20 protein-coding genes are annotated in these 22,256 nt (G+C 60.8%); 12 read left to right on the forward strand and 8 right to left on the reverse strand.

Annotation, left to right across the window (positions count from 1 at the left end; all coding sequences use genetic code 11):
- Positions 1-83 precede the first annotated feature (83 nt).
- The 7 genes from HX873_RS19560 to HX873_RS19590 form a co-directional block, all read right to left on the reverse strand.
- Positions 84-1,145 (reverse strand): microcin C ABC transporter permease YejB, encoded by a 1,062-nt coding sequence (locus HX873_RS19560; RefSeq protein WP_003208021.1) that lies wholly within the window; start codon positions 1,143-1,145, stop codon positions 84-86.
- Complete coding sequence (locus tag HX873_RS19565) at positions 1,145-3,004, reverse strand: extracellular solute-binding protein (RefSeq protein ID WP_177117180.1); 1,860 nt, start codon at positions 3,002-3,004, stop codon at positions 1,145-1,147. Before HX873_RS19565 ends, HX873_RS19560 begins: the two co-directional genes overlap by 1 nt.
- Before the next feature lie 140 nt (positions 3,005-3,144).
- The gene (locus tag HX873_RS19570; protein WP_003208024.1) at positions 3,145-3,426 is read right to left on the reverse strand and encodes a peptidylprolyl isomerase; all 282 of its coding nucleotides are present in this window, start codon (positions 3,424-3,426) and stop codon (positions 3,145-3,147) included.
- An 87-nt stretch (positions 3,427-3,513) separates the two neighbouring features.
- Positions 3,514-4,371, reverse strand: a complete 858-nt coding sequence (locus tag HX873_RS19575; protein WP_177123061.1) for a response regulator transcription factor — start codon at positions 4,369-4,371, stop codon at positions 3,514-3,516.
- A 56-nt stretch (positions 4,372-4,427) separates the two neighbouring features.
- Positions 4,428-5,846 (reverse strand): aminotransferase, encoded by a 1,419-nt coding sequence (locus HX873_RS19580; RefSeq protein ID WP_177123062.1) that lies wholly within the window; start codon positions 5,844-5,846, stop codon positions 4,428-4,430.
- A 25-nt stretch (positions 5,847-5,871) separates the two neighbouring features.
- Entirely contained in the window at positions 5,872-6,972 is a 1,101-nt protein-coding gene (locus tag HX873_RS19585) for a polyamine ABC transporter substrate-binding protein (protein WP_177008257.1), read from the reverse strand.
- A gap of 104 nt (positions 6,973-7,076) precedes the next feature.
- Positions 7,077-7,571 carry a DUF1543 domain-containing protein gene (locus HX873_RS19590; protein ID WP_003208031.1) on the reverse strand — a complete coding sequence of 165 codons (495 nt, stop codon included), beginning with the start codon at positions 7,569-7,571 and terminating at the stop codon, positions 7,077-7,079.
- Positions 7,572-7,679: 108 nt separating this feature from the next.
- On the opposite strand from HX873_RS19590, the gene HX873_RS19595 reads away from it, so the two are divergent.
- Complete coding sequence (locus HX873_RS19595; RefSeq protein WP_177050094.1) at positions 7,680-8,501, forward strand: aldo/keto reductase; 822 nt, start codon at positions 7,680-7,682, stop codon at positions 8,499-8,501.
- A 55-nt stretch (positions 8,502-8,556) separates the two neighbouring features.
- Here HX873_RS19595 and HX873_RS19600 read toward each other — a convergent pair whose 3' ends face one another.
- Positions 8,557-9,072, reverse strand: a complete 516-nt coding sequence (locus HX873_RS19600) for an Hcp family type VI secretion system effector (RefSeq protein WP_003208034.1) — start codon at positions 9,070-9,072, stop codon at positions 8,557-8,559.
- Positions 9,073-9,548: 476 nt separating this feature from the next.
- Here HX873_RS19600 and tssA point away from each other — a divergent pair, with 476 nt between their 5' ends.
- The 11 genes from tssA to tssJ are packed head-to-tail and all read left to right on the forward strand — an operon-like array spanning position 9,549 to position 22,256.
- Complete coding sequence (gene tssA, locus HX873_RS19605; protein ID WP_177123063.1) at positions 9,549-11,102, forward strand: type VI secretion system protein TssA; 1,554 nt, start codon at positions 9,549-9,551, stop codon at positions 11,100-11,102.
- Between the two features lie 32 nt (positions 11,103-11,134).
- A complete protein-coding gene (tssB, locus tag HX873_RS19610) occupies positions 11,135-11,632 on the forward strand; it encodes a type VI secretion system contractile sheath small subunit (protein WP_177008256.1) in 498 nt (165 codons plus the stop codon).
- Positions 11,633-11,660: 28 nt separating this feature from the next.
- Positions 11,661-13,136 (forward strand): type VI secretion system contractile sheath large subunit, encoded by a 1,476-nt coding sequence (gene tssC / locus HX873_RS19615; RefSeq protein WP_177123064.1) that lies wholly within the window; start codon positions 11,661-11,663, stop codon positions 13,134-13,136.
- Positions 13,133-13,558, forward strand: coding sequence for a type VI secretion system baseplate subunit TssE (gene tssE, locus HX873_RS19620; RefSeq protein ID WP_177123065.1), 426 nt, complete (start codon positions 13,133-13,135; stop codon positions 13,556-13,558). Before tssC ends, tssE begins: the two co-directional genes overlap by 4 nt.
- Positions 13,548-15,323: a type VI secretion system baseplate subunit TssF gene (gene tssF, locus HX873_RS19625; protein ID WP_177123066.1), complete on the forward strand. Its 1,776-nt coding sequence runs from the start codon at positions 13,548-13,550 to the stop codon at positions 15,321-15,323. Before tssE ends, tssF begins: the two co-directional genes overlap by 11 nt.
- A complete protein-coding gene (gene tssG / locus HX873_RS19630) occupies positions 15,287-16,294 on the forward strand; it encodes a type VI secretion system baseplate subunit TssG (RefSeq protein ID WP_177123067.1) in 1,008 nt (335 codons plus the stop codon). Before tssF ends, tssG begins: the two co-directional genes overlap by 37 nt.
- Before the next feature lie 12 nt (positions 16,295-16,306).
- Positions 16,307-18,871: a type VI secretion system ATPase TssH gene (gene tssH / locus HX873_RS19635; protein ID WP_177123068.1), complete on the forward strand. Its 2,565-nt coding sequence runs from the start codon at positions 16,307-16,309 to the stop codon at positions 18,869-18,871.
- Positions 18,871-20,403, forward strand: a complete 1,533-nt coding sequence (locus HX873_RS19640; RefSeq protein WP_102369326.1) for a sigma-54-dependent Fis family transcriptional regulator — start codon at positions 18,871-18,873, stop codon at positions 20,401-20,403. The genes tssH and HX873_RS19640 overlap by 1 nt, the downstream gene beginning before the upstream one ends.
- 33 nt (positions 20,404-20,436) lie before the next feature.
- Positions 20,437-20,568: a hypothetical protein gene (locus tag HX873_RS19645; protein ID WP_003208049.1), complete on the forward strand. Its 132-nt coding sequence runs from the start codon at positions 20,437-20,439 to the stop codon at positions 20,566-20,568.
- Between the two features lie 18 nt (positions 20,569-20,586).
- The gene (gene tagH, locus HX873_RS19650; protein ID WP_177123069.1) at positions 20,587-21,768 is read left to right on the forward strand and encodes a type VI secretion system-associated FHA domain protein TagH; all 1,182 of its coding nucleotides are present in this window, start codon (positions 20,587-20,589) and stop codon (positions 21,766-21,768) included.
- Between the two features lie 5 nt (positions 21,769-21,773).
- Positions 21,774-22,256 (forward strand): type VI secretion system lipoprotein TssJ, encoded by a 483-nt coding sequence (tssJ, locus tag HX873_RS19655; protein WP_177123070.1) that lies wholly within the window; start codon positions 21,774-21,776, stop codon positions 22,254-22,256.

Raw genomic sequence — 22,256 nt, forward strand, 5'->3', positions numbered from 1 at the left:
AAACAGCCACAGCGACCACCAGCCGCGGCGGTTTTTCTTGAAGCGTTCAAAGCGCCGCCGGGCCACGGGAGAGAGCTTGAGCATCAGGCGTTCCTCGCGGCGAAGTCGATACGCGGGTCCACCAGGGTGTAGCAGAGGTCACCGATGAGTTTTATCAAAAGGCCAAACAGCGTGAAGATAAACAACGAACCGAACACCACCGGATAGTCCCGTGAAACCGCCGCTTCGTAGCTCATGCGACCGAGGCCATCGAGGGAGAAAATCACCTCGATCAGCAGCGAACCGGCAAAGAACACCGCGATAAATGCCTGGGGAATCCCCGAGATCACCAACAGCATGGCATTGCGGAACACATGCCCGTAAAGCACCCGGCGTTCACTCAAGCCTTTGGCCCGGGCGGTGACCACGTACTGGCGGGTGATTTCATTGAGGAACGAGTTTTTCGTGAGGATGGTCAAGGTGGCGAAGCCGCCGATCACCAGGGCGCTGACCGGCAGTACCAGGTGCCAGAAGTAATCGGCGATCTTGCCGACGGTGCTCAACTGGTCAAAGTTTTCCGAGACCAGCCCGCGCACCGGAAACCAGTTCAACGAAGTGCCGCCGGCGAACACCACGATCAGGAACATCGCAAACAGAAACGCCGGCATCGCATAGCCAATCACGATCGCGGTGCTGCTCCACACATCGAAACTGCTGCCATGGCGCACCGCCTTGCGAATCCCCAGCGGGATCGACACCAGGTAGGTGATCAAGGTGGCCCACAGGCCGAGGGAAATGGTCACCGGCATCTTTTCGAGGATCAGGTCGGTCACGCTTTTGCCACGGAAGAAACTGTTGCCGAAGTCCAGCTGGGCGTAGCTCTTGAGCATCAGCCACAGGCGTTCCGGCGCGGGCTTGTCGAAGCCGTATTGTTTTTCGATGTCCTTGATCAGTTTCGGGTCCAGGCCACGGCTGGCCCGGGAGCCGCTGCTGAGGCTTTCGGCAGACGAGCCGCCGACGCCACCGCCACCGATGCCTTGCAGGTGGGCGATGGCCTGTTCCACCGGCCCGCCGGGCGCGGCCTGCACGATAACGAAATTCACCAGCAGGATAATCACCAGGGTGGGAATGATCAGCAGCAAGCGCCGCACGATATAGGCAAACATCAGCGGGCTCCCGGGCGTTTGGTCAGTTCGGCTTTCATCTGTTCATTGGTCAGCGGCGTGGGGCTGATTTCCCACCAGGTTTCCAGGGCCTCATCGGTCTTGGCTTCCACGGCCGGGCGGCCGAAGCGGTTCCACCACGCGGCGGAGGTGCCCGGCGGGTAGTAGTTGGGGATCCACAGGTAATTCCATTGCAGCACGCGGTCCAGGGCGTGGGCGTAACTGAGCATCAGCGACTGGGTATCGGCCTTGACCAGGCCGTTGATCAGGCTGTCGACGGCCGGGTCTTTCAGCACCATGTAGTTGTTGGCGCCGGTATCAAACGCGGCGGCCGAACCGAAGTAGTTGTACAGCTCCATCCCCGGCGAGGTGGTAACCGGGAAGCCGGTGACGATCATGTCGTAGTCCCGGGCCATCAGGCGGTTGACGTATTGCGAGGAGTCAATGCGGCGGATGTTGAGGGTGATGCCGATCTGCGCCAGGTTGCGCTTGTACGGCAACAACAGGCGCTCAAGGCCGTTCTGGGCGTTGAGGAAGGTGAACTCCAGCGGCTCGCCCTCGGCATTCACCAGCTTGTCACCGTCGGGCTTCCAGCCGGCCTGTTCCAGCAGGGCCAGGGCTTGCAGCTGCTTGTCGCGGATCATCCCGGTACCGTCGGTGGTGGGGGCCTTGAACACCTGGGTGAAGACTTCGTCGGGAATCTGCCCGCGCAAAGGTTCCAGGATCGCCAGTTCCTGGGCGTCCGGCAGTTGGGTCGCCGCCAGCGGGCTGTTGGAGAAGAAGCTTTGCTGACGGATGTACATGTTGCGCATCATCTGCCGGTTGGCCCACTCGAAGTCCCACAGCATGGCCAGGGCCTGGCGCACGCGGCGGTCCTTGAACATCGGTTTTTGCACGTTGAATACGTAGCCCTGGGCCGGCTGCGGTGCCTCCTTGGCCAGGTGCGCGCGTTGCAGGCGGCCATCATCGAGGGCCGGGCCGTTGTAGCCGATGGAGTAGCCGGTGGCGGAGAATTCGCGGTTGAAGTCGTAGGCACCGCCCCGCAGGACCTGGCGCGCGACTTCGGTGTCGCCGAAGTATTCCAGGCTCAGGTGATCGAAGTTGTACAGGCCACGGCTGATGGGCAGGTCTTTGCCCCACCAGTTCGGGTCACGCTTGAACGTGATGGTGTTGCCGGCATCCACCTTACTGATGGTGTAGGGGCCGCTGCCGAGGGGAATCTCGTAGCCGCCGCCGTCGGCGAAGTTGCGGGTCTTCCACCAATGCTCGGGGAACACCGGTAGGGTCGCGACATCCAGGGGCAGGGTGCGGTTTTCGTTGCTGGAGAAATCGAAGCGCACCTGGCGCAGGCCTTCGACTTCGACGTGTTTGACGTCGGCGAACAGCGTGCGGTAGCGCAGGCTGCCCTGGGTCATCAGCAGGTCAAAGGAGTAACGCACGTCTTCGGCGGTGATCGGTTGGCCATCGGCGAAACGCGCCTTGGGGTTCAGGTAGAAACGCAGGGACAGACCGTCGTCTGACCGCTCCATCTTTTCCGCCACCAGGCCGTAGACCGTGTAGGGCTCGTCCAGCGAACGCAGGGCCAGGGGCGAATACAGCCAGCCGTCGACCTGGCTGACCCCGATGCCTTTGTCTCCATAAGGCAGTACATGGTCGTAGCGCCCGATTTCGATCGCCGAACGCCGCAGGCTGCCGCCCTTGGGGGCATTGGGGTTGGCGTAGTCGAAATGGGTGAAGCCGGGTTGGTATTTGGCCGGCTCGCCGTACACGGTCAATGCCGATTGCGGCGCGGCGATCACGGCGGTGCTGGCCAGCAACAGGGCCAGGGTGGAGCAAAACAGGGTAGAAAAAGCGACTCGCATTATCAGCCTTGGGCGCCGGGTGAAGAGGTAAAGGGATTTGTACGCTATGCGCGTACGCCTCGCCAGTCATCACACTGTCACAGATGCACAACGGCCCACCAAAGGGTGGGCCGTTGTTTTAAACATTAGCGCGGACTGGATCAGTCCTGACGGCTGGTTACTTCCAGCAGGTGATAACCGAACTGGGTTTTCACTGGGCCTTGCACGGTGTTGACCGGGGCGCTGAATACGACGGTGTCGAATTCCTTGACCATTTGGCCCGGGCCGAACGAACCGAGGTCGCCGCCTTGACGGCTGGACGGGCAGGACGAGTTGGCTTTGGCAACTTCGGCGAAGTCGGCGCCGCCTTCGATTTGCGCTTTCAGTTCGTTGCACTTGTCTTCGGTGGCAACGAGGATGTGACGGGCGGTGGCTTTGGCCATGAGGGGTATCTCCTTGGGTAAAAATGCTGAGCGTACCGGATTCAGGTGGTTATTTCCTGGCAAAGTTCCCCTGGGTTGCCTGGACGGTCAGGATCGGGCCATTACGCCGCTGTGGGTCAGCCAATTGATAAACAGCGCAAACAGCTCCGCCTGGGAGTTGATTTCAAGCTTGGTATACAAATGCTTGCGGTGCATGCGCACGGTTTCCGGGGAAATGCCCAGCACCTGCGCGGTGGATTTCACCGAGTGCCCGCGCAATATCAGGTGGGCGATTTCCCGTTCGCGCACGGTCAATACGCCGCTGCCAAAATGCATGAACGCCGCTTCAATCTGCTGATGCACCTGGGTCTGGGTGAAGGCCTCGTCGCTGATCACCTTGCATAGCCCGCCCGTGGTGCCGAAGCGGCGCAGCAGTTCGCGCACGATGGGTTGGGCGGTTCGTTGCAGTGCCAGTTGTTCGTCGCTGAACTGGCCGGCACTCAGCCCCTGGAACATGCACAACGAAATCTTGCTGTTGGGGCACAGGTCGACGATGTAGTAGCTCTCCTGGGCGCCGCCGCTGCGCAGGTAGTAGGTTTTGTAGTACTCGCTGTTGAAGAAATCGTCCGGGGCGATCTGCGCCAGGTGGTAGAAACCTTCGGCCAGGCCCTTGTCTACCGCGAGGCAGAACGGGTCCAGCAGGTAGCCCCGGGAGAAGTAACGGTTGATGATCTCTTCGTAGTGCGGCCGGGGGATGCCTTGCTGGTAGAGCAAGTGTGGCGCCTGGCCCTGGCGCTCCAGGCTGATCATCATCGATTCGATAGGGGTCAGCGCACTGAGGGCGCAGGCCAGGTGTTCAAGAAATGACGCTTCGTCGACGCTGGCGAAGGCGTGGGCCAACGCACCATTCCAGGCGTCAAGCACCTGGAAGGACGGGGCAGGGCAGTGATCGGCATGCTCGTTCATGCCGGCCAGTCTACCCGCCGGCCAGGGCCCCGGCAAAAGCACCGGGGCGCCCAGGCTCATCGGCCTTGATACTCGCCGCTCTGGCGCAGCTCTTCGGCGGTGTCGAGGATGCACTGGCGCAGGATTTCCACCACTTGATCCACCTGGGCATGGGTGATGATCAGCGGCGGCGACATCACATTCAGGTGGCCAATGGGCCGTACCAGCAAGCCTTTGGCCTGGGCCCGCAGGTGGATCTTCTCGCCGATGTTCACCGCGTCCGGCAGCAGCGCCTTGGTGTGTTTGTCGGCGACGAACTCAATGCAGGCCATCAGCCGCTGGCAGCGCACATCGCCCACCAGCGGCAGGCTGGCCAGGGTTTGCAGGCGCTGTTCGAGGTACACGCCGACGTCTTCGACATGGGCCAGCAGGTTCTCCCGCTCGATGATCTCGATGTTCTTCAGCGCCGCCACGCAACTCACCGGGTGGCCGCTGTAGGTGAAGCCGTGGGTAAAGCAGCGGCCCTTGCCCGGTTCGCCGATCACTTGCCAGATGCGGTCCGAGAAAATACACGCGCCCAACGGCAGGTAGCCGGACGTCAGGCCCTTGGCGGTGGTGATGATGTCCGGTTGCATGTCGAACACTTCCTGGGAGGCGAAGAATTTTCCCAGCCGGCCGAAGGACGTCACCACTTCATCCGCCACGTAGAGCAGGTCATAACGTTGGCAGACTTCCCACATGCGCCGGTGGTAACCCTTGGGCGGAATGATCACGCCGCCCGAGCCCATGATCGGTTCGGCAAAGAACGCGGCCACTTTGTCGGCGCCGATGGTCAGGATCTTGTCTTCGAACTCATCCACCAGGAAATCGAGGAACTGCGCCTCGCTCATGCCCTGCGGCGCCCGGTAGTAGTTGGGGCACGAAATGTGGTGGAACAAGTCGCTCATGAAATCGAATTCCGGCGCGCGGTCGGCGGCCTTGTTGCCGATGGACATCGTGAGGAACGTCGAGCCGTGATACGCACTGAAGCGCGAGATGATGTGTTTCTTCTCATGCTTGCCGCGACTGTTCTGATAGAACTGCACCAGACGATAGGCGGTATCGACAGCCGTGGAACCGCCGGTGGTCAGGAACACATGATCAAGATCGCCGGGAGCCAGGCTGGCAAGCTTGGCGCACAGTTCGATAGCGGTGACGTTGGCCATGTCGCAGAACGGGTTGGAGTACGCCAGCTGGCGAACCTGGTTGGCGATGGCGTCTGCCATTTCCTCGCGGCCCAGGCCGATATTCGTACACCACATGCCGCCGACCGCATCCAGGTAGCGGTTGCCGGCGGTGTCGTAGATGTAGGCGCCGTCACCCGCCGCGATATTCAGTGAGCCTTGTTCACGGTGTTCGTCGAACATATGAAAACCGTGCATGTAATGGGCCTTGTCGGCGGCGTCCAGTTGGTCGTGGTCGAACTGGGCGAAAAAGTCAGGATTTGGCAGGGTCATGGCGTTTACCTTCAATGGCTGGGTTTCACTTGCCGGTCTTCACGGCATTCCAGGTACGGGTGATCAGGCGCACGGCGGCTTGGGACTGGCTTTTCTGGGTGAACAAGCGCTGCATCGTCGCCGGGTCCGGGTAGATGGCCGGGTTGTCGCGTATATCGGCATTTACAAAGGGCTTGGAGGCCAGGTTGCTGTTGGCGTAGTGAATGGTGTTGCTGACGCCGGCGATCACTTGCGGTTGCAGGAGGAACTCGATGAACTTGTGGGCATTCGCCACATGGGGTGCGTCGGCCGGGATGTAGAAGTTATCGAACCAGATCAGCGAGCCTTCCCTGGGGATGAAGTAACCCAGGTTGACCTTGGCCCCGGCTTCCGCCGCCCGGGCCTGGGACGTGGCGTAGTCGCCGGACCAGGTGGTGGCCATGCACAGCTCGCCATTGGCCAGGCCGTTGATAAAACCGCTGGAGTCGAATTTGCGGATGTACGGGCGCACGGCCATCAGCACGTCCTGAGCGGCCTTGAGGTCTTTGGGCGCCACGCTGTTGGGGTCCAGGCCGAGGTAGGTCAGGGCCAGCGGGATCATGTCGGTAGGGGAGTCCATGAAGGTGATGCCACAGTCGGCGAAGCGCGAAACGATCTTGGGATCGAAGATCATCGCCAGTGAGCCGATGGGCGCATCTGGCATGCGTTCCTTGATCTTGTCGATGTTGTAGGTCACGCCATTGCTGCCCCAGGTGTAAGGCGCGGAATAGGTCACGCCCGGATCATGGGTTTCCAGGCTTTTCAGCACTTGCGGGTCGAGGTTGTTCCAGTCCGGCAGCAGCGCTTTGTTGAGGGGCTGGAAGGCCTTGGCCTTGATCAGCAGCGGCACCAGGGACGCGTTGAGCACCACCAGGTCATAGCCCGAACGCCCGGACAGCAGCTTGCCCTGCACGGTCTCGTAGGAATCGTAGGTGTCGTAGATCACCTTGATGCCGGTGGCTTTCTCGAAGTCGGCGAGGGTGTGTTCCCCGATGTAATCGGCCCAGTTGTAGATGCGCAAGGTGTTGCCCGGGTCGTCAGCGGCCTGGCTGACGGACGTTGATGCAAGCAAGACAGCGCTGAACAGGGCGATAACGGCTTTATGCATGGCGAACCCACCTTGATGTTGTGCTTGTTGTCAGGCCGAGGGGCTGATTGCACTTTCAGGCAGGTGGCGGGTGGGGCGCCATACCCTGTTCGGGTAGGAGGCGGTCAGGGCAGTACGATGTAGTCGTTTCGCGTGATGACCGGGCGGTGTACGCCGGGTTCCAGGTGGATGTAGCGCCCGTCTACCAGGTCGATGGGCAGGCAGTCGTCGATATCCAGTACGCCGTCGGTGTGGGATTGCGTCCAGTGCGTGAGCATCTGCTGTTTGCCTTGGGCTGCCGCCTCCCTGGCCGTGCGCGCAACCACCAGCAGGTAGTGGTGTGCCTCGCCAAAGACGTTCGATTCATACCCGCCCAGGTTGATGAAGTACAGGCGCGGCGCCCCGGCGTTCGGCGCCAGGTGGCTGAGCTGGACTTTCCAGCCGTCAACGCCATCCACCGTCATCCAGGAGTCGATATGCACACCTTTCTGGCTGCCAAACCAGCCCTCGCGCAGTTGCGGGTAGGCGGCTTCCAGGGTGTCGGCGACGGCGAACACCACATCATGCACTTCGATTTTCGCCCGGGGGTGCTTACCCCCCAACATGACCACAAACAGCATTGCATGCCCTTTCTATGGCTGGGATGGAAAGGGCCACCTTCCTTCGATTGAACCCTTTTGTCCAGTCGGTGCCACACTGTTAATTCGCAAATTCATCAGGAGGTTGTCATGCGCACCATTGATCTGGCCGGCGTACCCGTCCCTGTCATCGGCCAGGGGACCTGGCGCATGGGCGAGGATCCCGGCAAGCGCAGCGCCGAAGTGGCCGCGTTGCAACTGGGTATCGATGAGGGCATGACCCTGATCGATACCGCTGAAATGTATGGCGAAGGCGGTGCCGAAGAAGTCGTCGGCGAGGCGATTCGCGGCAAGCGCGACCAGGTGTTCCTGGTCAGCAAGGTGTACCCGCACAATGCTAGCCACAAGGGCATTCCACGTGCATGTGAGGCCAGCCTCCAGCGCCTGGGCACCGACTACATTGATCTGTATCTGTTGCATTGGCGTGGGCAATACCCCCTTGAAGAAACGGTAGAAGCCTTCGAGCGCATGCGTGAGGCAGGCAAGATCGGTCGTTGGGGTGTGTCCAACTTTGATGTAGCAGACCTGCAGGAGCTGGCTTCCCCGGCCTGTGCCACCAATCAGGTGCTCTACAACATCGAGGAGCGCGGCATCGAGTTCGACCTGCTGCCATGGTGGCAGCAACACAATTTACCCTTGATGGCCTACTGTCCCATCGCCCAGGGTGGCGAGCTGTTGGCCAGCCCGACCCTCAAGCAAATTGCCCGTCGCCACGAGGTCACACCCGCCCAGGTTTCCCTGGCCTGGGTCTTGCGCCAGGACGGGGTGATCGCGATTCCCAAGGCGGTTACGCCAGAGCATGTCCGGCTCAATGCCGCAGCGGCGAAGCTGGTGCTGGATGAGCACGACCTGGACGCGATTGACCGGGTTTTTGGGGCGCCGAAGCGCAAGCATCCGCTGGCGATGGTCTAGTGGCCGACAGAAACGGTGCCGTCCATGGCGATGCCGTTTCTGTTTCGGTGGCTGCTTAGCCGGCTACCGGGCTGCGCCAGTCATCAGAGCCAGAGGTACCGGAGACCTCATGGGTCCAGACGATTTTCCGGTAAGTGAAATACACATCCTCCAGGTGCGTGAAGTGTGCGTTGTTCGGGTCCTGGCAATTGGGCATCCGTGACTGGATGTCCACCAGGATCGCGTCTTCCAACTCGATGGTGAAGTAGTGTTCCTGGGTTCCGGCTGAAGAGGTTCGGTACCACTCAAGGCGGCACTTGACCATTTCCCCGGAGGTCAATGCGCTGAACAGCAATGGCGACGATTTATCGAATACCTTGCTGATCATCAGGGGCTTGTGCACACGCTGGCCGGTGGGCTGGCCGGATTGCGGGTCACGGGGAATGATCACCTGATGCTGGAATGCTTCCACCAGGATCTGGTCTTCATGGCCTTCCTGGTAAATGTTGCCGACCGAGTCCTGGGTGAACGTGCCTGCCGTGATCAAGCCTTGCTTGGTGCCGGTGATGGATAGATACGCGGGTGTTGGCATGACGGTTTTCCTTGCCTGATAAATGAGGTCGTCCCGGCCGACGGACTTGCCGGCCGGGTAATGCTCGATATCAAGAAGCGTGCCGGAAAGTTCGAGCGTCAATGAAAGCAGGGGGTTAAGGTTTTATCGGTTTTTATTTTGAGCGGCATTAAAGGTTTTAATTCGATTTAGTTGTATTTGTTTGCGCAGGAGTGTGCAGTTAGTTGCTCATGTTGAAGGGAGGTGTTATTCGCAGAGTTCACGTCATTCATGATGATGCCTGGCGCCTTGGCTGCGCAAATTCTTGCGCGTCGGCGATTTTTCTATTCTTGTAGGAAACTCCTTAACTGCTATTTGGTGGCTTGAACAATGCTTTTTGCATGGATAAGGTTCGTGCTCTTCTCGTAGGGAAGGCAAACTTTAATCAATGTCCTGATGTGCGCTTGAATGGCCATTAGTTCACTGGACATGTTCAGGAAAGTAAAGTGCGGCCCATAATGGTTTACTCAGACAGGCTTTCCGATTATTACCTCGAACTTGCGCAGGCACCCAACTCGAAAACGAGTTATGCGGGGGCCGATATGCGTTTTTCGACCGAGTATGAGGCGCTTGAAACTGAACTGGGCAAGGCGCACTCCATTCACGGAAACAGTCAGCCTGACTGGCAATGGGTCGTGGAAAAAAGCGAGGCGCTGTTACGCCACCAGTCCAAGGACTTGCGGGTCGCTGTCTGGTTGACCTGGGCCTTGCATCAGCGCGAGTCCTTCCCCGGGCTACTCGCAGGCCTCGGATTGCTGCGCTACCTCTGTGAGCATCATTGGGCGGTCGTTTATCCGGGCAAGCTGCGTACCCGCAGTGCCGCCTTTGGCTGGCTGGTCCCTCGCCTCGAGCAGGTGCTTGCACAACCTGTTTCGCTCAAGGATCAGCGGCCCTTGTTCCACTGCATGCTCGAACACCTGGCGCGGCTGGACGAGTTGTGGACCGAACACCTTCTCGAAGATGCGCCACTGTTACTGCCGGTTCGCAGGCAGCTGTCGGACCGATTGCAACAGTCCACCGAAAGCGAACCTCCAGCAGGCGGTAGCACAGGGGTGATCGCCCATATCAGACAGGTCGCGACTCAGTTGATGGCGCCCGAGCCCATTGTGGAAAACGAAAAGGACGCCCACAAGCTGCTGCGCACGCTGCAGGAACATGCCCGGCCCTTGTCGGCCTGGTGGCAGCGTCAGAATGCCACTGACCTGCGCGCACTGCGTCTGACCCGAACGTTGACCTGGCTGACGATCACCAGTCTTCCGGACTGTGACAGCGAACAGGTAACGCCTTTGCGCGGGCCGGCGCCCGACAAGCTCAAGCGGTACCAGGAGCGCTTTGCCCAAGGGCAGCATACCGACCTGCTGCTGGAGCTTGAGGGCAGCCTGGCCGGAGCACCTTTCTGGTTCGACGGCTTGTACCGGGTGTGGGAGTGCCTGCAGGCACTCCAGGCCGACCTGGCCATGACCGAGCTGGAAGTGCACTTCGCGCTGTTGCTCCAGCGTTTGCCGGGGCTTGCACAGCTGCGCTTCCACGACGGAACACCCTTCGCCGACGACGTCACCCGTGGCTGGATCAACACCCAGGTTGCCCGCCATTTGCAAGCCCCGGTCCCACTCAGGTCGGCACCTGATGCCCCGGCTGCGCCTTGGGACAAAGCGTTGCACGACGTCATGCCCGTGCTGCGCAAGGACGGGTTCAAGGTGGCTGTGCGGTCCCTCAAGCAGGGCATGCAAACCGCAACAGGTGATCGTGCCCGGTTTCATTGGCGGCTTGGCCTGGCCAGGTTGTGTTTGCTGGCAGGCAAGCATGACCTGGCCAAAGTCCAGCTCGATCACCTGGACCACGAGCTGCAGCACTCAGGCCTGCAGCGCTGGGAGCCCGAGTTGGCGGTTGAAGTGCTGCAGCTCTTGCATGGCTGCTGTGACGTATTGCCCCAAAGCCATTCCGTGCGTGAGCGCAAGGAAGATGTCCATCGCAGGCTGTGCCACTTCGATCTCGAAGCGGTAATTGAATAGGCTTTCGAGCCCCCCGAAAAAGGAGAAACACCATGGCGAAAGAAGGTTCGGTAGCCCCCAGGGAACGCATCAATATCACGTTCAAACCCGCCGTCGGCACTGCGCAGGAAGAGGTCGAGCTGCCGTTGAAATTGCTGGTGCTTGGTGACTTCACCCAGCGTGAAGACCTGCGCAAGCTCGAAGACCGCAAGCCCGTCGGCATCGACAAGAACAGCCTCGACGAGGTGCTGGCCAAGCAGGCCTTGGGCCTGGCCTTGAGCGTCCCCAACCGGCTGCAGGATTCAGCCGAACCTGATGAGTTGGCGATCCGGGTCAGGATCAATTCGATGAAGGACTTCAATCCTGCACAGCTGGTTGAGCAGATACCCGAGCTGAAAACGCTCATGGACCTGCGCGATGCACTTGTGGCGCTCAAGGGGCCGCTGGGCAACACGCCGAGCTTTCGAAAGGCCATTGAAAATGCCCTCGCCGATGACGATTCGCGCAAGCGGGTATTGGCTGAATTGGGGCTGGACAGCTCCGCCGTATGACTCTCTCAGTTAAAAGGACACTGACACCATGACTACCAGCCAAAGCCCGTCGCATGCGCCCGTCACGGACGAGTACAGCATTCTCGACAACATCATTGCCCAGACCCGCCTCAGCGCCGACGACGAGGCCTACAGCATTGCAAAGCGTGGAGTCTCGGCATTTATCGAGGAGCTGATCAAGCCGCAAAACAAGGGCGAGCCGGTCAAGAAGCGCCTGGTTGACCGGATGATTGCCGAGATTGACGCAAGGCTCAGCCAGCAAATGGATGAAATCCTGCACCATCCCGACTTCCAGGCACTGGAGTCTTCCTGGCGTGGCCTGCAGTTGCTGGTTGATCGCACCAATTTTCGTGAAAACATCAAGATCGAACTACTCAGCGTCTCCCGCCAGGACCTGCTGGATGACTTCGAGGACTCACCGGAGGTGACTCAGTCCGGACTCTACAAGCACATCTACAGTGCCGAATACGGTCAGTTCGGCGGCCAGCCCGTAGGGGCAATCATCGCCAATTATTTCCTTTCCCCCAGTGCTCCCGATGTCAGGCTGATGCAGTATGTTTCCAGCGTGGCCTGCATGGCCCATGCACCGTTCATTGCGGCGGCCGGCCCTGGCTTCTTCGGCCTGGAGAGCTTTACCGGCCTGCCTGACCTCAAGGACCTGAAGGACCATTTTGAAGGGCCGCAGTTTGCCAAATGGCAGAGTTTTCGCCAGAGCGAAGATGCCCGCTACATCGGCCTCACCGTACCGCGCTTTCTATTGCGTACGCCGTACGATCCCGTTGATTGTCCGGTCAAGACGTTCGCCTACCAGGAACATGTGGCCAGCAGCCACGAACACTATCTGTGGGGTAATACGGCGTATGCCTTTGCTACCCGCTTGACGGACAGTTTCGCCCGGTATCGCTGGTGCCCGAACATTATCGGCCCGCAGAGTGGTGGTGCAGTGGAGGACTTGCCGCTGCATCACTTTCACAGCATGGGCGAGATCGAAACCAAGATTCCTACCGAGGTGCTGGTATCCGACCGACGCGAATACGAGCTGGCGCAAGAGGGCTTCATTGCCCTGACCATGCGCAAGGGCAGTGACAATGCAGCGTTCTTTTCCGCCAGTTCGGTGCAAAAACCCAAGTCTTTTGGAATCAGTGCCGAAGGCAAGGCTGCCGAGCTGAATTACCGGCTCGGTACCCAATTGCCGTACATGATGATCGTCAATCGCCTGGCCCACTATCTCAAGGTCCTGCAGCGTGAACAGCTGGGGTCGTGGAAGGAGCGCACCGACCTTGAGCTGGAACTCAACAAATGGATTCGCCAATACGTAGCCGACCAGGACAACCCCAGCACCGAAGTGCGTGGACGGCGCCCGCTTCGGGCTGCGCGCATTGTTGTCAGTGATGTCGACGGGGAGCCCGGCTGGTATCGCGTCAACCTGAGCGTTCGCCCGCACTTCAAGTACATGGGGGCAGACTTCACTCTGTCGCTCGTCGGCAAGCTCGATAAAGAATGAGCCGCCGCCACGTGATTACCCAAAACTGCAGCCTTTTCGAGCGCCTGGAGTCCGGCGTGGGGCGCAGCCCGCAAGGTTGCGTCGTGGAATCCGTGGCGGGTCATCTGGCGAAAATGCTCAGCACCCGTGCGGGCAGTGTCCAGACGCTACCTGATTACGGGTTACCTGATCTGAATGACATGCGCCTCAGCCTGCATGACGCGTTGAGCCAGGCTCGGTTCCTGATCGAGCGCTTTATCCAGGCCTACGAACCCCGTCTGAAGGATGTCCGTGTCAAGGCATTGCCACAGGACCGTGACCCGATGGTGCTGGCTTTTTCCATCGAGGGGGCCATGGAAGTCAATGGCATAACGCAAGCGGTCGCCTTTTGCGCCAGCCTAGCTCACGGCGCACGGGTCGAGGTCAAACCGGATGTCGTTTAACCGCTACTACCAGGGCGAGCTGAGCGCACTGCGACAGTTGGGGCGACGGTTCTGCGAGCGCAACCCGGCACTCGCGCCGTTTCTTGGGGACGCTGGCCAGGACCCGGATGTAGAACGGTTGCTTGAGGGTTTTGCATTCCTCACCGGTCGCCTGCGGCAGAAGCTTGATGATCAATTGCCGGAGTTGAGTCACTCGTTGATGCATCTGCTGTGGCCCAACTATATGCGGCCGCTGCCGTCGTTCAGCATGCTGCAGTTTGATCCGCTCAAGCGCACAGGGCCGGCCATCAGGGTCGAGCGGGATACACCGGTGGAAAGCATTGCGATCGACGGTGAACGCTGCCGTTTTCGTACCTGTTACCCGACGCAGGTCTTGCCGCTGCAACTGGCCGCCATGGAGTACTCGGTACAGGGTGAGGGCGCTTTGCTCTGCCTGCGTCTGGAGATGACGGCCGAGGGCAACTTCAGTGAGCTGGAACTGAACTGCCTGCGTTTGCATCTCGCGGGGGAGCAGCCCGTCAGCCAGGCGCTTTACCTGGGGCTTTTGCGTCACCTGGACGGGTTCGAGTTGCAGCCTTTCGGGCGCGACGGGCTGCCGGTCATCGGTGCCGACGGCGAGCCTGTTTCATTGCGTCTGTCCAGCAACGATATCAGTCCTGTGGGCTTTTCCGAGGATGAGGCACTGATCCCTTATCCGTTGAATACCTTTCGTGGCTATCGCCATTTGCAGGAGTACTTCGCCTTTCCCGACAAATACCTGTTTGTCGATGTGAGTGGCCTTGGCGCGCTGAGCAGGTTGCCTATTGACGTACTCAAGCAGGTACATGGCGTGACGTTACGCTTCGACATGCGTGGTCGCGGTATTGAGCGAATGGCGCCTACCCTGGACAACGTGAAGCTGTACTGCACGCCCATCGTCAATCTGTTCAAGCACGACGGCGTACCGATTCGCCTGGACGGCAAGCAGGACGAATACCTGTTGTTGCCTGGCGAATACGCCAGGGGGAACTGCGGTGTATTTTCCGTCGACAAGGTCACGGGATGGCGGCCGGGAGGCCTCGGGTACCAGGAATATGTACCGTTCGAATCGTTTGAGCACGATTTTGGCAGCGCCGCGCCCAACTATGGCGTTCGCCAGCGGCCATCCCTGCAACATGCCGGCCTGGATACCTGGCTGAGTTTCGACCGGTGTCCAGTGCATGAACAGGAAACCCTGTCGATTGAACTGACCTGCACCAACCACAACCTGCCACGCCTGCTGCAGGTGGGCGATATCAATCAGGCGTGCGAACAGACGCCCGAGTTTCTCTCGTTTCGCAACATTACCGCGGCAACCCCTAGCTTTGCGCCACCCCTGGACAGCGACTTCCTGTGGCGACTGATCAGCAATATGTCGCTCAACTATCTGTCATTGACCGATATCAACGCCTTGAGGGTGATCCTCGAAACCTACGACCTGCCGCGTTATCACGACCGCCAGGTGGAAAAGGTCAGCAGGCGAAGGCTGGGCGCCCTCCGTTCGATCAGTCACCAGCCCGTAGACCGGCTGCACCGAGGCCTGCCATTTCGCGGCTTGCGGGTTGACCTCACCATCGATCCTGAAGGCTACCTGGGGGAGGGCGACGTGTTCGTCTTTGCCTCGGTGCTCAACGAGTTCTTCGCGCTTTACGCCAGCCTCAACTCGTACCACGAACTGCGAGTCATCAGCACACAAGGAGACGTGTACCTATGGCCACCCCGGATGGGCCAGCAGCCCCTGCTTTAACCGCACTGTCCCGAGTGATTCGCGAGTACTCGGTGTTTCAGGCGGTCGCGCAGATTATCGAGCGCCTGCGCGAGGCGCATCCCTCGCTGGACGAGGATGCGCTCTACGATCAATTGGAGTTCCAGGCCAACCCAGGCTTTGGCTTTCCCGGCAACGACATTGATCGTGTGGAGTTTTTTGTCGAGCACGGCCATTTGCGGGCACGGCTTCGCCTCAATGTGCTGGGCCTGTTTGGTACAGGGTCACCGCTGCCGGCGTTCTATGGCGAGCAAGCCTTTGCCGAGGTAGCGGGCGGTAATCCGACGCGGGAATTTCTTGATCTTTTTCACCATCGCCTGCACCGGCTGATAGTGCCGATCTGGCGAAAATATCGTTATCAGGCGAGTTTTCAAACGGGCGCCCGCGATCCCTTTTCCGAGCAGATGTTTGCATGGGTGGGCCTGGGTGGCAGCGCGATTCGCAGCGCGGCTCAACTGAACTGGAAACGCCTGTTGCCCTACCTGGGGCTGCTGAGCCTGCGCGTGCACTCCGCCGCGCTGATCGAGACCGTGCTGCGTTATTACTTCAAGCACAACCGGCTGGTCATCGAGCAGTGGGTCGAGCGCAGGGTAGTGATTGACCAGGAGCAGCGCAATGACCTTGGTCGCACCTATAGCTCGTTGGGTTCGGACCTGGTGCTGGGGGAGTGCCTTATCGACCGCAGTGGCATGTTCAGGGTTCATGTATTGGCACTCGACTGGCAGCGTTTTCACGAGTTTTTGCCCACCGGGGCGGGTTACGAGCCGCTGTGTGCGCTGGTGCGTTTTGCCGCCCGGGACCCCTTGGAATACGACGTGCGACTGGTGTTGGCGGCGGGCGAGGTCCGGCCGTTGCACCTTGGCGAGCACAACGTCTGCCGCCTGGGCTGGACCAGTTGGCTGGGGCATGAGCGGGCAGACGGCGTGGTCATCCTGGCCAGTAAAAATCACTAGGGATTGATGGATATGATGAATGTGGATCTGCAACAACTTATCCAGGCATTGACGGCGTCCACACGGCGCGACCTGGAACGCAGCGCCGAGCGTTGTGTCACCCGGGGCGGCGGCGAGGTCCTGGTGGAAGACTTGCTGCTGACGCTCCTGGAGCCTCCCGAGGGTGTTCTTATGCGAGCGCTGCAGGATGCGGGCGTGGATGCCGGGGAATTGCAGGCCGTGCTGCAACCTCGGGTCGACCAGAGCGCGTCCCGCAATCCGGTGTTTTCGCCCGCCCTGGTGCAATGGCTGCAGCAGGCGTTGCTGGTTGCCCATCTGGAGCTGGGCCGACGGGAAGTGGACCATGGCGCCTTGCTGCTCGCCTTGTTGCGCAACCCGATGCAGCACGCTGGCAGCCGTTACCAGGCGGTGATGAGCACGCTTGATGCACCGCGTGTGCTCGGATTTCTCTTGAGTGAAAACGCGCAGGCGGCTCCCGCTGAGGCGGGGAGTTCCTTGCTGGAGCGCTTTACCCATGACCTGACTCGCCAGGCCCGGGACGGGAAACTCGACCCCGTGCTCTGTCGCGATAACGAAGTCCGGCAAATGATCGATACGCTCGCGCGGCGGCGCAAGAACAACCCCATTCTGGTGGGCGAGGCGGGTGTCGGGAAAACCGCGATAGTCGAGGGCCTGGCCCTGCGGATCGTCAGCGCGCAAGTGCCAGAGGTGCTCAGGAAGGTGCGCCTGCTGACCCTGGACATGGGCCTGCTGCAAGCCGGTGCCAGCATCAAGGGTGAGTTCGAGCGCCGCCTCAAAGGCTTGATCGATGAGGTCAACGCCTCGCCGCAACCGGTCATCCTGTTCATCGATGAGGCTCATACCCTGGTCGGCGCAGGCGGCTCGGCCGGCAGCTCCGATGCCGCCAACCTGCTCAAGCCAGCGCTGGCACGAGGTGAGTTGCGTACCATCGCCGCGACGACCTGGTCGGAGTACAAGAAGTACTTCGAGAAAGACCCGGCGTTGGCGCGGCGTTTTCAGCCGGTGCAGGTGCACGAGCCGACGGTTGACGATGCCGTGACGATTTTGCGTGGGTTGGTCCCGGTGTATGAGGCCAGCCACGGAGTCTACGTGCGCGATGACGCCGTGGTCGCCGCCGCGCAGTTGAGTGCCCGCTACCTGGCCGGCCGCCAGTTGCCGGACAAGGCTGTGGACGTGCTGGACACCGCTTGTGCCCGGGTGCGGATCAGCCTGGTCACGGCGCCGGACGAACTGCAGCAGTTGCGCGCCGAACTGGCCGAGGGCTCGCGCCAGCAACGTGCCGTGCGCAGGGATGCCGACGCGGGGTTGGCCATCGATGAACAGGTGCTGCAGCACCTCACCCGGAGACTGGAAGAAGTAGAAGTCGCACAGTTACAGCTTGAACAACGCTGGACCCACCAGCGCGAACTGGCCGAGAAGGTACTCTCGCTGCGCCAGCAACTGGTCGACGCCGGTAACCTTGGCGAAAGCACTGAGGCTCTCGCTCCGCTCCTGGCCCAGAACCATCAGGCGTTGCAGGCCATACAGCACGAACAGCGATTGGTCAGCTTCGAAGTATGCCCACGGTTGGTGGCACAGGTTATCAGCGCCTGGACGGGTATTCCCCTGGAGCAGCTTGCCCGCGAACACAGCGCGAAGGTCCTGAACTTTGCGGATGATCTGCGTGGTCGCATCCTCGGCCAGGAAGGTGCCGTGCAGGTCCTGGACCGTTGCCTGCGGGCTGTCGCGGCCGGCGTGAACAAGCCTGATGCCCCCGTGGGGGTATTTCTGTTGGTGGGCCCCAGTGGTGTCGGCAAAACTGAAACAGCCCACGCCCTGGCCGACCTGTTGTATGGCGGCGAGCGCTTTGTCACCACGATCAACATGTCTGAATACCAGGAGAAACACTCACTGTCCCGGCTGATCGGCGCACCACCGGGTTATGTCGGTTACGGGGAGGGCGGGGTGCTGACTGAGGCGGTGCGGCAAAAGCCCTATTCAGTGGTGCTGCTCGATGAGGTGGAAAAGGCCGATCCGGATGTCCTGAACCTGTTTTACCAGGTGTTCGACAAAGGGGTAGCCAATGATGGAGAAGGACGTGAAATCGACTTTCGCAATACCCTGATCCTGATGACTTCCAACCTGGGCAGCGATCTTGTCACCGGGCTGTGCGCCGACGGTCACCGACCGGATGTCGAAGTACTGCACGCCGCGATCCGGCCGGTACTGACAGCTCATTTCAAGCCGGCGCTGCTGGCCCGTATGCGAGTCGTGCCGTATTACCCGGTGGCAGGCGCGGTGCTGCACCAACTGATTGAACACAAACTTCAGCGCCTGGGCCAGCGTCTGCTTCAGCGCAAGCTCGCATTCAGTCACGCAGGGGATCTTGTCGCACACATGGCCGAGCACTGTAGCCACAGTGGGAGTGGCGCGCGGTTTGTCGACCAATGGATCGAGGAAAACCTGTTGCCGCAGGTGGTGGATCGCCTGCTGGATGCGATGGCCGTTGGCAAGTCCCTGCAGTTCGTCCATGCCAGGCTGGATGCCAACGGCACCGTAATCTGTGAGTTCAGCTGATGGCGGACAATCCGTTTACCCAGTTGCCAAGCCCGCTGGACTACGCCGCTGCCTTGTTGGGATGGTTTACCCGGTTGGGCATCAATAGTGACGAATCGACATTGGCCGATGACTTTGCGGCAGGCGCCGCGCAATTGAGCGGCTGCGAGCTTGGCCAGTTGTACTTGCTCGACCAGGCCACCGGCCGCCTCGAACTGGCTGCCCAGTATTTGCCGGGCCTGTCGCCGCCAGGGGCGGTTGTGAGCTCGGGCGCGGATTTGCGGAACGAGCAACTGTTGCAGTACGTGCTGCAACAGAACCGGGTGTTTAACCTCACCGAGGCAGGCAGCAGTGTGTATGACACGGGGTTTCTGCCAGCGGGCGCGGCGTCCTGGCAATCACTCCTGTGCGTGCCGTTACCGGGGCCGAGCAAGCAGGTATCCGGGATGGTGTTGTGTGCCAGCCTGCGAGCGACGGAGCTGGCTGGCTATGGTGCGTCCCTGGGCCAATTGGGCAGTTTTGTCTTGAGCCAGTTGGCCCTGTTGCGGCGAATGCGCCGGGCTCCCGGTGCGTTGAAGGTGGTTCGCAGCACCCGCAGCACCAGCGCCTACGGCTTGATCGGAAACAGCACGGCCATGGACGAGACGTGCCGCCTGATCGGCAAGGTGGTGCATAGCCCCTACACCGTGCTGCTCCGGGGCGAGACCGGCACCGGTAAGGAGGTGGTCGCCCGGGCCATTCATGCTGCCGGCCCGCGCAGCAGCAAGGCATTTGTGGTGCAAAACTGCGCAGCGTTTCCCGAAGGCTTGCTCGAAAGTGAGTTGTTCGGTTACCGCAAAGGCGCGTTCACCGGGGCCGAAAGAGACCACGCCGGCCTGTTTGACACCGCCCACGGCGGCACGCTGCTGCTCGACGAAATCGGTGATATGCCGCTGTCACTGCAGGCCAAGTTGTTGCGGGTCCTGCAGGAGGGCGAGATTCGGCCGTTGGGTGCCAACACGTCCCACAAGGTCGACGTGCGAATCGTCGCGGCGACCCACCGGGACCTCACCAGCATGGTGGCTGAAGGAAGCTTTCGCGAGGACCTTTATTACCGGCTGGCGCAGTTTCCTATCGAGTTGCCGGCGCTGCGCCAGCGGGACGGGGACGTGCTGCAACTGGCCCGGCATTTCGCCGACAAGGCCTGTGCACTGTTGGGGCGAGCCACGGTGGGCTGGTCGAGTGCGGCCCTGGATCAACTGTCCAGCCACCACTTTCCCGGCAACGTTCGTGAGCTCAAATGCATGGTGGAGCGGGCGGTGCTGCTGTGCGACGACGAGGTGATCCTGCCTGCGCATTTATCGCTGCCATCAACCCTGTCCGCGCCCGCTGTCGACGCAACGCTGCGCCAGCGCATGGAGCGAGTCGAGCGGGTAGTGCTGATCGACTGCCTGCGCAAGAACCGTGGCAATCGAACCCGCACCGCCCGTGAACTGGGCCTCGCCCGGCGCACGTTGTTGTACCGCCTTGCACGCCTGGACATTCCGTTTGGCGAAGTCCAGGGAGAGTGCTGAATGGCACACCCTTTCAATTCCGGGAGATACCTGATGCCTGTTAGTCAGTGGCAAGCCCTGGTGCTTGTGTTGTTTTTGCTGAGTGGCTGTAACACCAATCATGTCTTTGACGACGATGACTACCGTCCGCTGGGTGATCCGCGGTCCACCGGTCGTGGCCTGTGAGCGCGGAGGAGTCCTGCCATGCAGCTAGTGTTTGAGGTGTGCCCTGCGGGGCCAGCAGAGTCCGCGCCGGCGCTGCGCAAAGTCTTTGACGGAGTGGGGGGCGTCATCGGTCGGGGGGCCGGTTGCGACTGGACCCTGCCTGACACCAGTCGCCAGGTTTCCGGTCGTCACGCGGTGATCAGTTATCGTGACGGCCGGTATTTCCTGACGGATATCAGCAGCAATGGAACCCGCCTGGCAGGCCGCAGTGAGCGTCTGCATGAGGGGCAGCAGCAACCGATAGATGACGGCGCGGTATTTCAGCTGGGGCCGCTGAGTATTCGCGCACGACTGGTCAGCCCACCGCTGGGACAGGGCCAGGACGGATTACACAGGCTGATTCCCGATGATGCATTCCTTGAGCTGGACCCACTGCGGGCACTGGCCAGCGAACTGCAGCGCGAGGACGGGTCGCAAGAGCTGGCGGCCCTGAACATGACCACCTACGAGACATTGCGCTGGACGGACCACGCGGCGGCGGACCGGGATCACCTGACGGTTCCCGAACTTGTGAAGCCTGCGCGCCAGGTTGCCCCAAGTCCGCAATCGCCCGTTCCAGGTCACGGCTCAGGGCCATTCTGGTTGGGGTTTGCGCAGGCACTCGGTATTGATCTGGGCGACCTCGATGAGTCGGCAAGAGAAGTCCTGGCGATCAAGGCCGCGAGCTTGCTCCGGCAAATGACTGAAGGGTTGCAACAGAGCCTGGGCACCCGTAACGAGCTCAGGCAAGAGCTGAAACTGGCACTCACCCAGACACCGCTCCAAAGCCCCAACCCACTTAGAGACAGCGCAGACGCCAGTGCGGCCTTGGGGTCGCTGCTGGGTGTCGGGCAGCTGGGGCAGGTTTCCGCCGAGATGCTTGTCATGCGGGCGTACCGCGACATGCAGGCTCACGAGGTGGCCTTGCTGGCGGCCTGCCGCGCGGCAGTACGCGGCGCTCTGGCAGCCTTTGCGCCCGGCCATTTGCTGCTGTGCTTCGAACGCCAGGCAAGGCCGCCGCTGATCCCCCGGTGTGGCGCCCGCTGGCGCGCGTATCAGCGCCATTACCAGACACTGATCGAGGACGAGCACTTGAGCGAGCGCCTGCTGGGCAGCGACTTCGCCAAGGCGTACGAGGAACAGATTCGTCTGATCTCAACCCTTCACCGTTATCCAGGATGATCTTCATGTCCCGAGTCACCGTTGCATTGTTGTGCGCTGTAATGGGTTTGCTGGGTGGTTGCTCCCTGTCGCCCTTTTCGAAGTTGACCAAGCTGGACCTGACACTGACCGCCAGCGAACGGGTCAACCCTGATCTCCATGGTCGCCCGTCGCCGATCGTGGTGCACCTGATGGAGCTTCGACACCCCGTGGCTTTTGAAAATGCGGACTTTTTCAGCCTTTATGCTCATGCCGAGCACACGTTGCCCAAGGACCTGGTGAACCTCGAAGAGCTGGAGTTGCGCCCCGGCGATCACTCCGCGCTCAAACTCAGTCTCGAGCCAGGCAGTCGTTATGTCGGCGTGCTGGCGGCGTACCGTGATTTGCCTCACTCGCAATGGCGCTATGTGTTGCCGGTGACCGCGCAGCGATTGACCGGCGCTGAACTGATCCTTGATCAGGCCGGCATTCGGTTGGTCAACCCGCAACCCGCGAAGGTGGGCGACTGA

The sequence above is a fragment of the Pseudomonas sp. P7758 genome, from assembly GCF_013386485.1.
Lineage (GTDB): Bacteria > Pseudomonadota > Gammaproteobacteria > Pseudomonadales > Pseudomonadaceae > Aquipseudomonas.

Bases quoted from the DNA above. Each gene is read 5' to 3' on its own strand.
- tssB (WP_177008256.1), top strand. From the start codon at position 11,135: ATGGCGAAAGAAGGTTCGGTAGCCCCCAGGGAACGCATCAATATCACG.
- tssE (WP_177123065.1), top strand. From the start codon at position 13,133: ATGAGCCGCCGCCACGTGATTACCCAAAACTGCAGCCTTTTCGAGCGC.
- tssG (WP_177123067.1), top strand. From the start codon at position 15,287: ATGGCCACCCCGGATGGGCCAGCAGCCCCTGCTTTAACCGCACTGTCC.
- HX873_RS19590 (WP_003208031.1), bottom strand. From the start codon at position 7,571: ATGCTGTTTGTGGTCATGTTGGGGGGTAAGCACCCCCGGGCGAAAATC.
- HX873_RS19570 (WP_003208024.1), bottom strand. From the start codon at position 3,426: ATGGCCAAAGCCACCGCCCGTCACATCCTCGTTGCCACCGAAGACAAG.
- tssH (WP_177123068.1), top strand. From the start codon at position 16,307: ATGATGAATGTGGATCTGCAACAACTTATCCAGGCATTGACGGCGTCC.
- HX873_RS19560 (WP_003208021.1), bottom strand. From the start codon at position 1,145: ATGTTTGCCTATATCGTGCGGCGCTTGCTGCTGATCATTCCCACCCTG.
- tssC (WP_177123064.1), top strand. From the start codon at position 11,661: ATGACTACCAGCCAAAGCCCGTCGCATGCGCCCGTCACGGACGAGTAC.
- tagH (WP_177123069.1), top strand. From the start codon at position 20,587: ATGCAGCTAGTGTTTGAGGTGTGCCCTGCGGGGCCAGCAGAGTCCGCG.
- tssJ (WP_177123070.1), top strand. From the start codon at position 21,774: ATGTCCCGAGTCACCGTTGCATTGTTGTGCGCTGTAATGGGTTTGCTG.
- HX873_RS19575 (WP_177123061.1), bottom strand. From the start codon at position 4,371: ATGAACGAGCATGCCGATCACTGCCCTGCCCCGTCCTTCCAGGTGCTT.
- HX873_RS19595 (WP_177050094.1), top strand. From the start codon at position 7,680: ATGCGCACCATTGATCTGGCCGGCGTACCCGTCCCTGTCATCGGCCAG.
- HX873_RS19565 (WP_177117180.1), bottom strand. From the start codon at position 3,004: ATGCGAGTCGCTTTTTCTACCCTGTTTTGCTCCACCCTGGCCCTGTTG.
- HX873_RS19600 (WP_003208034.1), bottom strand. From the start codon at position 9,072: ATGCCAACACCCGCGTATCTATCCATCACCGGCACCAAGCAAGGCTTG.
- HX873_RS19640 (WP_102369326.1), top strand. From the start codon at position 18,871: ATGGCGGACAATCCGTTTACCCAGTTGCCAAGCCCGCTGGACTACGCC.
- HX873_RS19645 (WP_003208049.1), top strand. From the start codon at position 20,437: ATGCCTGTTAGTCAGTGGCAAGCCCTGGTGCTTGTGTTGTTTTTGCTG.
- HX873_RS19585 (WP_177008257.1), bottom strand. From the start codon at position 6,972: ATGCATAAAGCCGTTATCGCCCTGTTCAGCGCTGTCTTGCTTGCATCA.
- tssF (WP_177123066.1), top strand. From the start codon at position 13,548: ATGTCGTTTAACCGCTACTACCAGGGCGAGCTGAGCGCACTGCGACAG.
- tssA (WP_177123063.1), top strand. From the start codon at position 9,549: ATGGTTTACTCAGACAGGCTTTCCGATTATTACCTCGAACTTGCGCAG.
- HX873_RS19580 (WP_177123062.1), bottom strand. From the start codon at position 5,846: ATGACCCTGCCAAATCCTGACTTTTTCGCCCAGTTCGACCACGACCAA.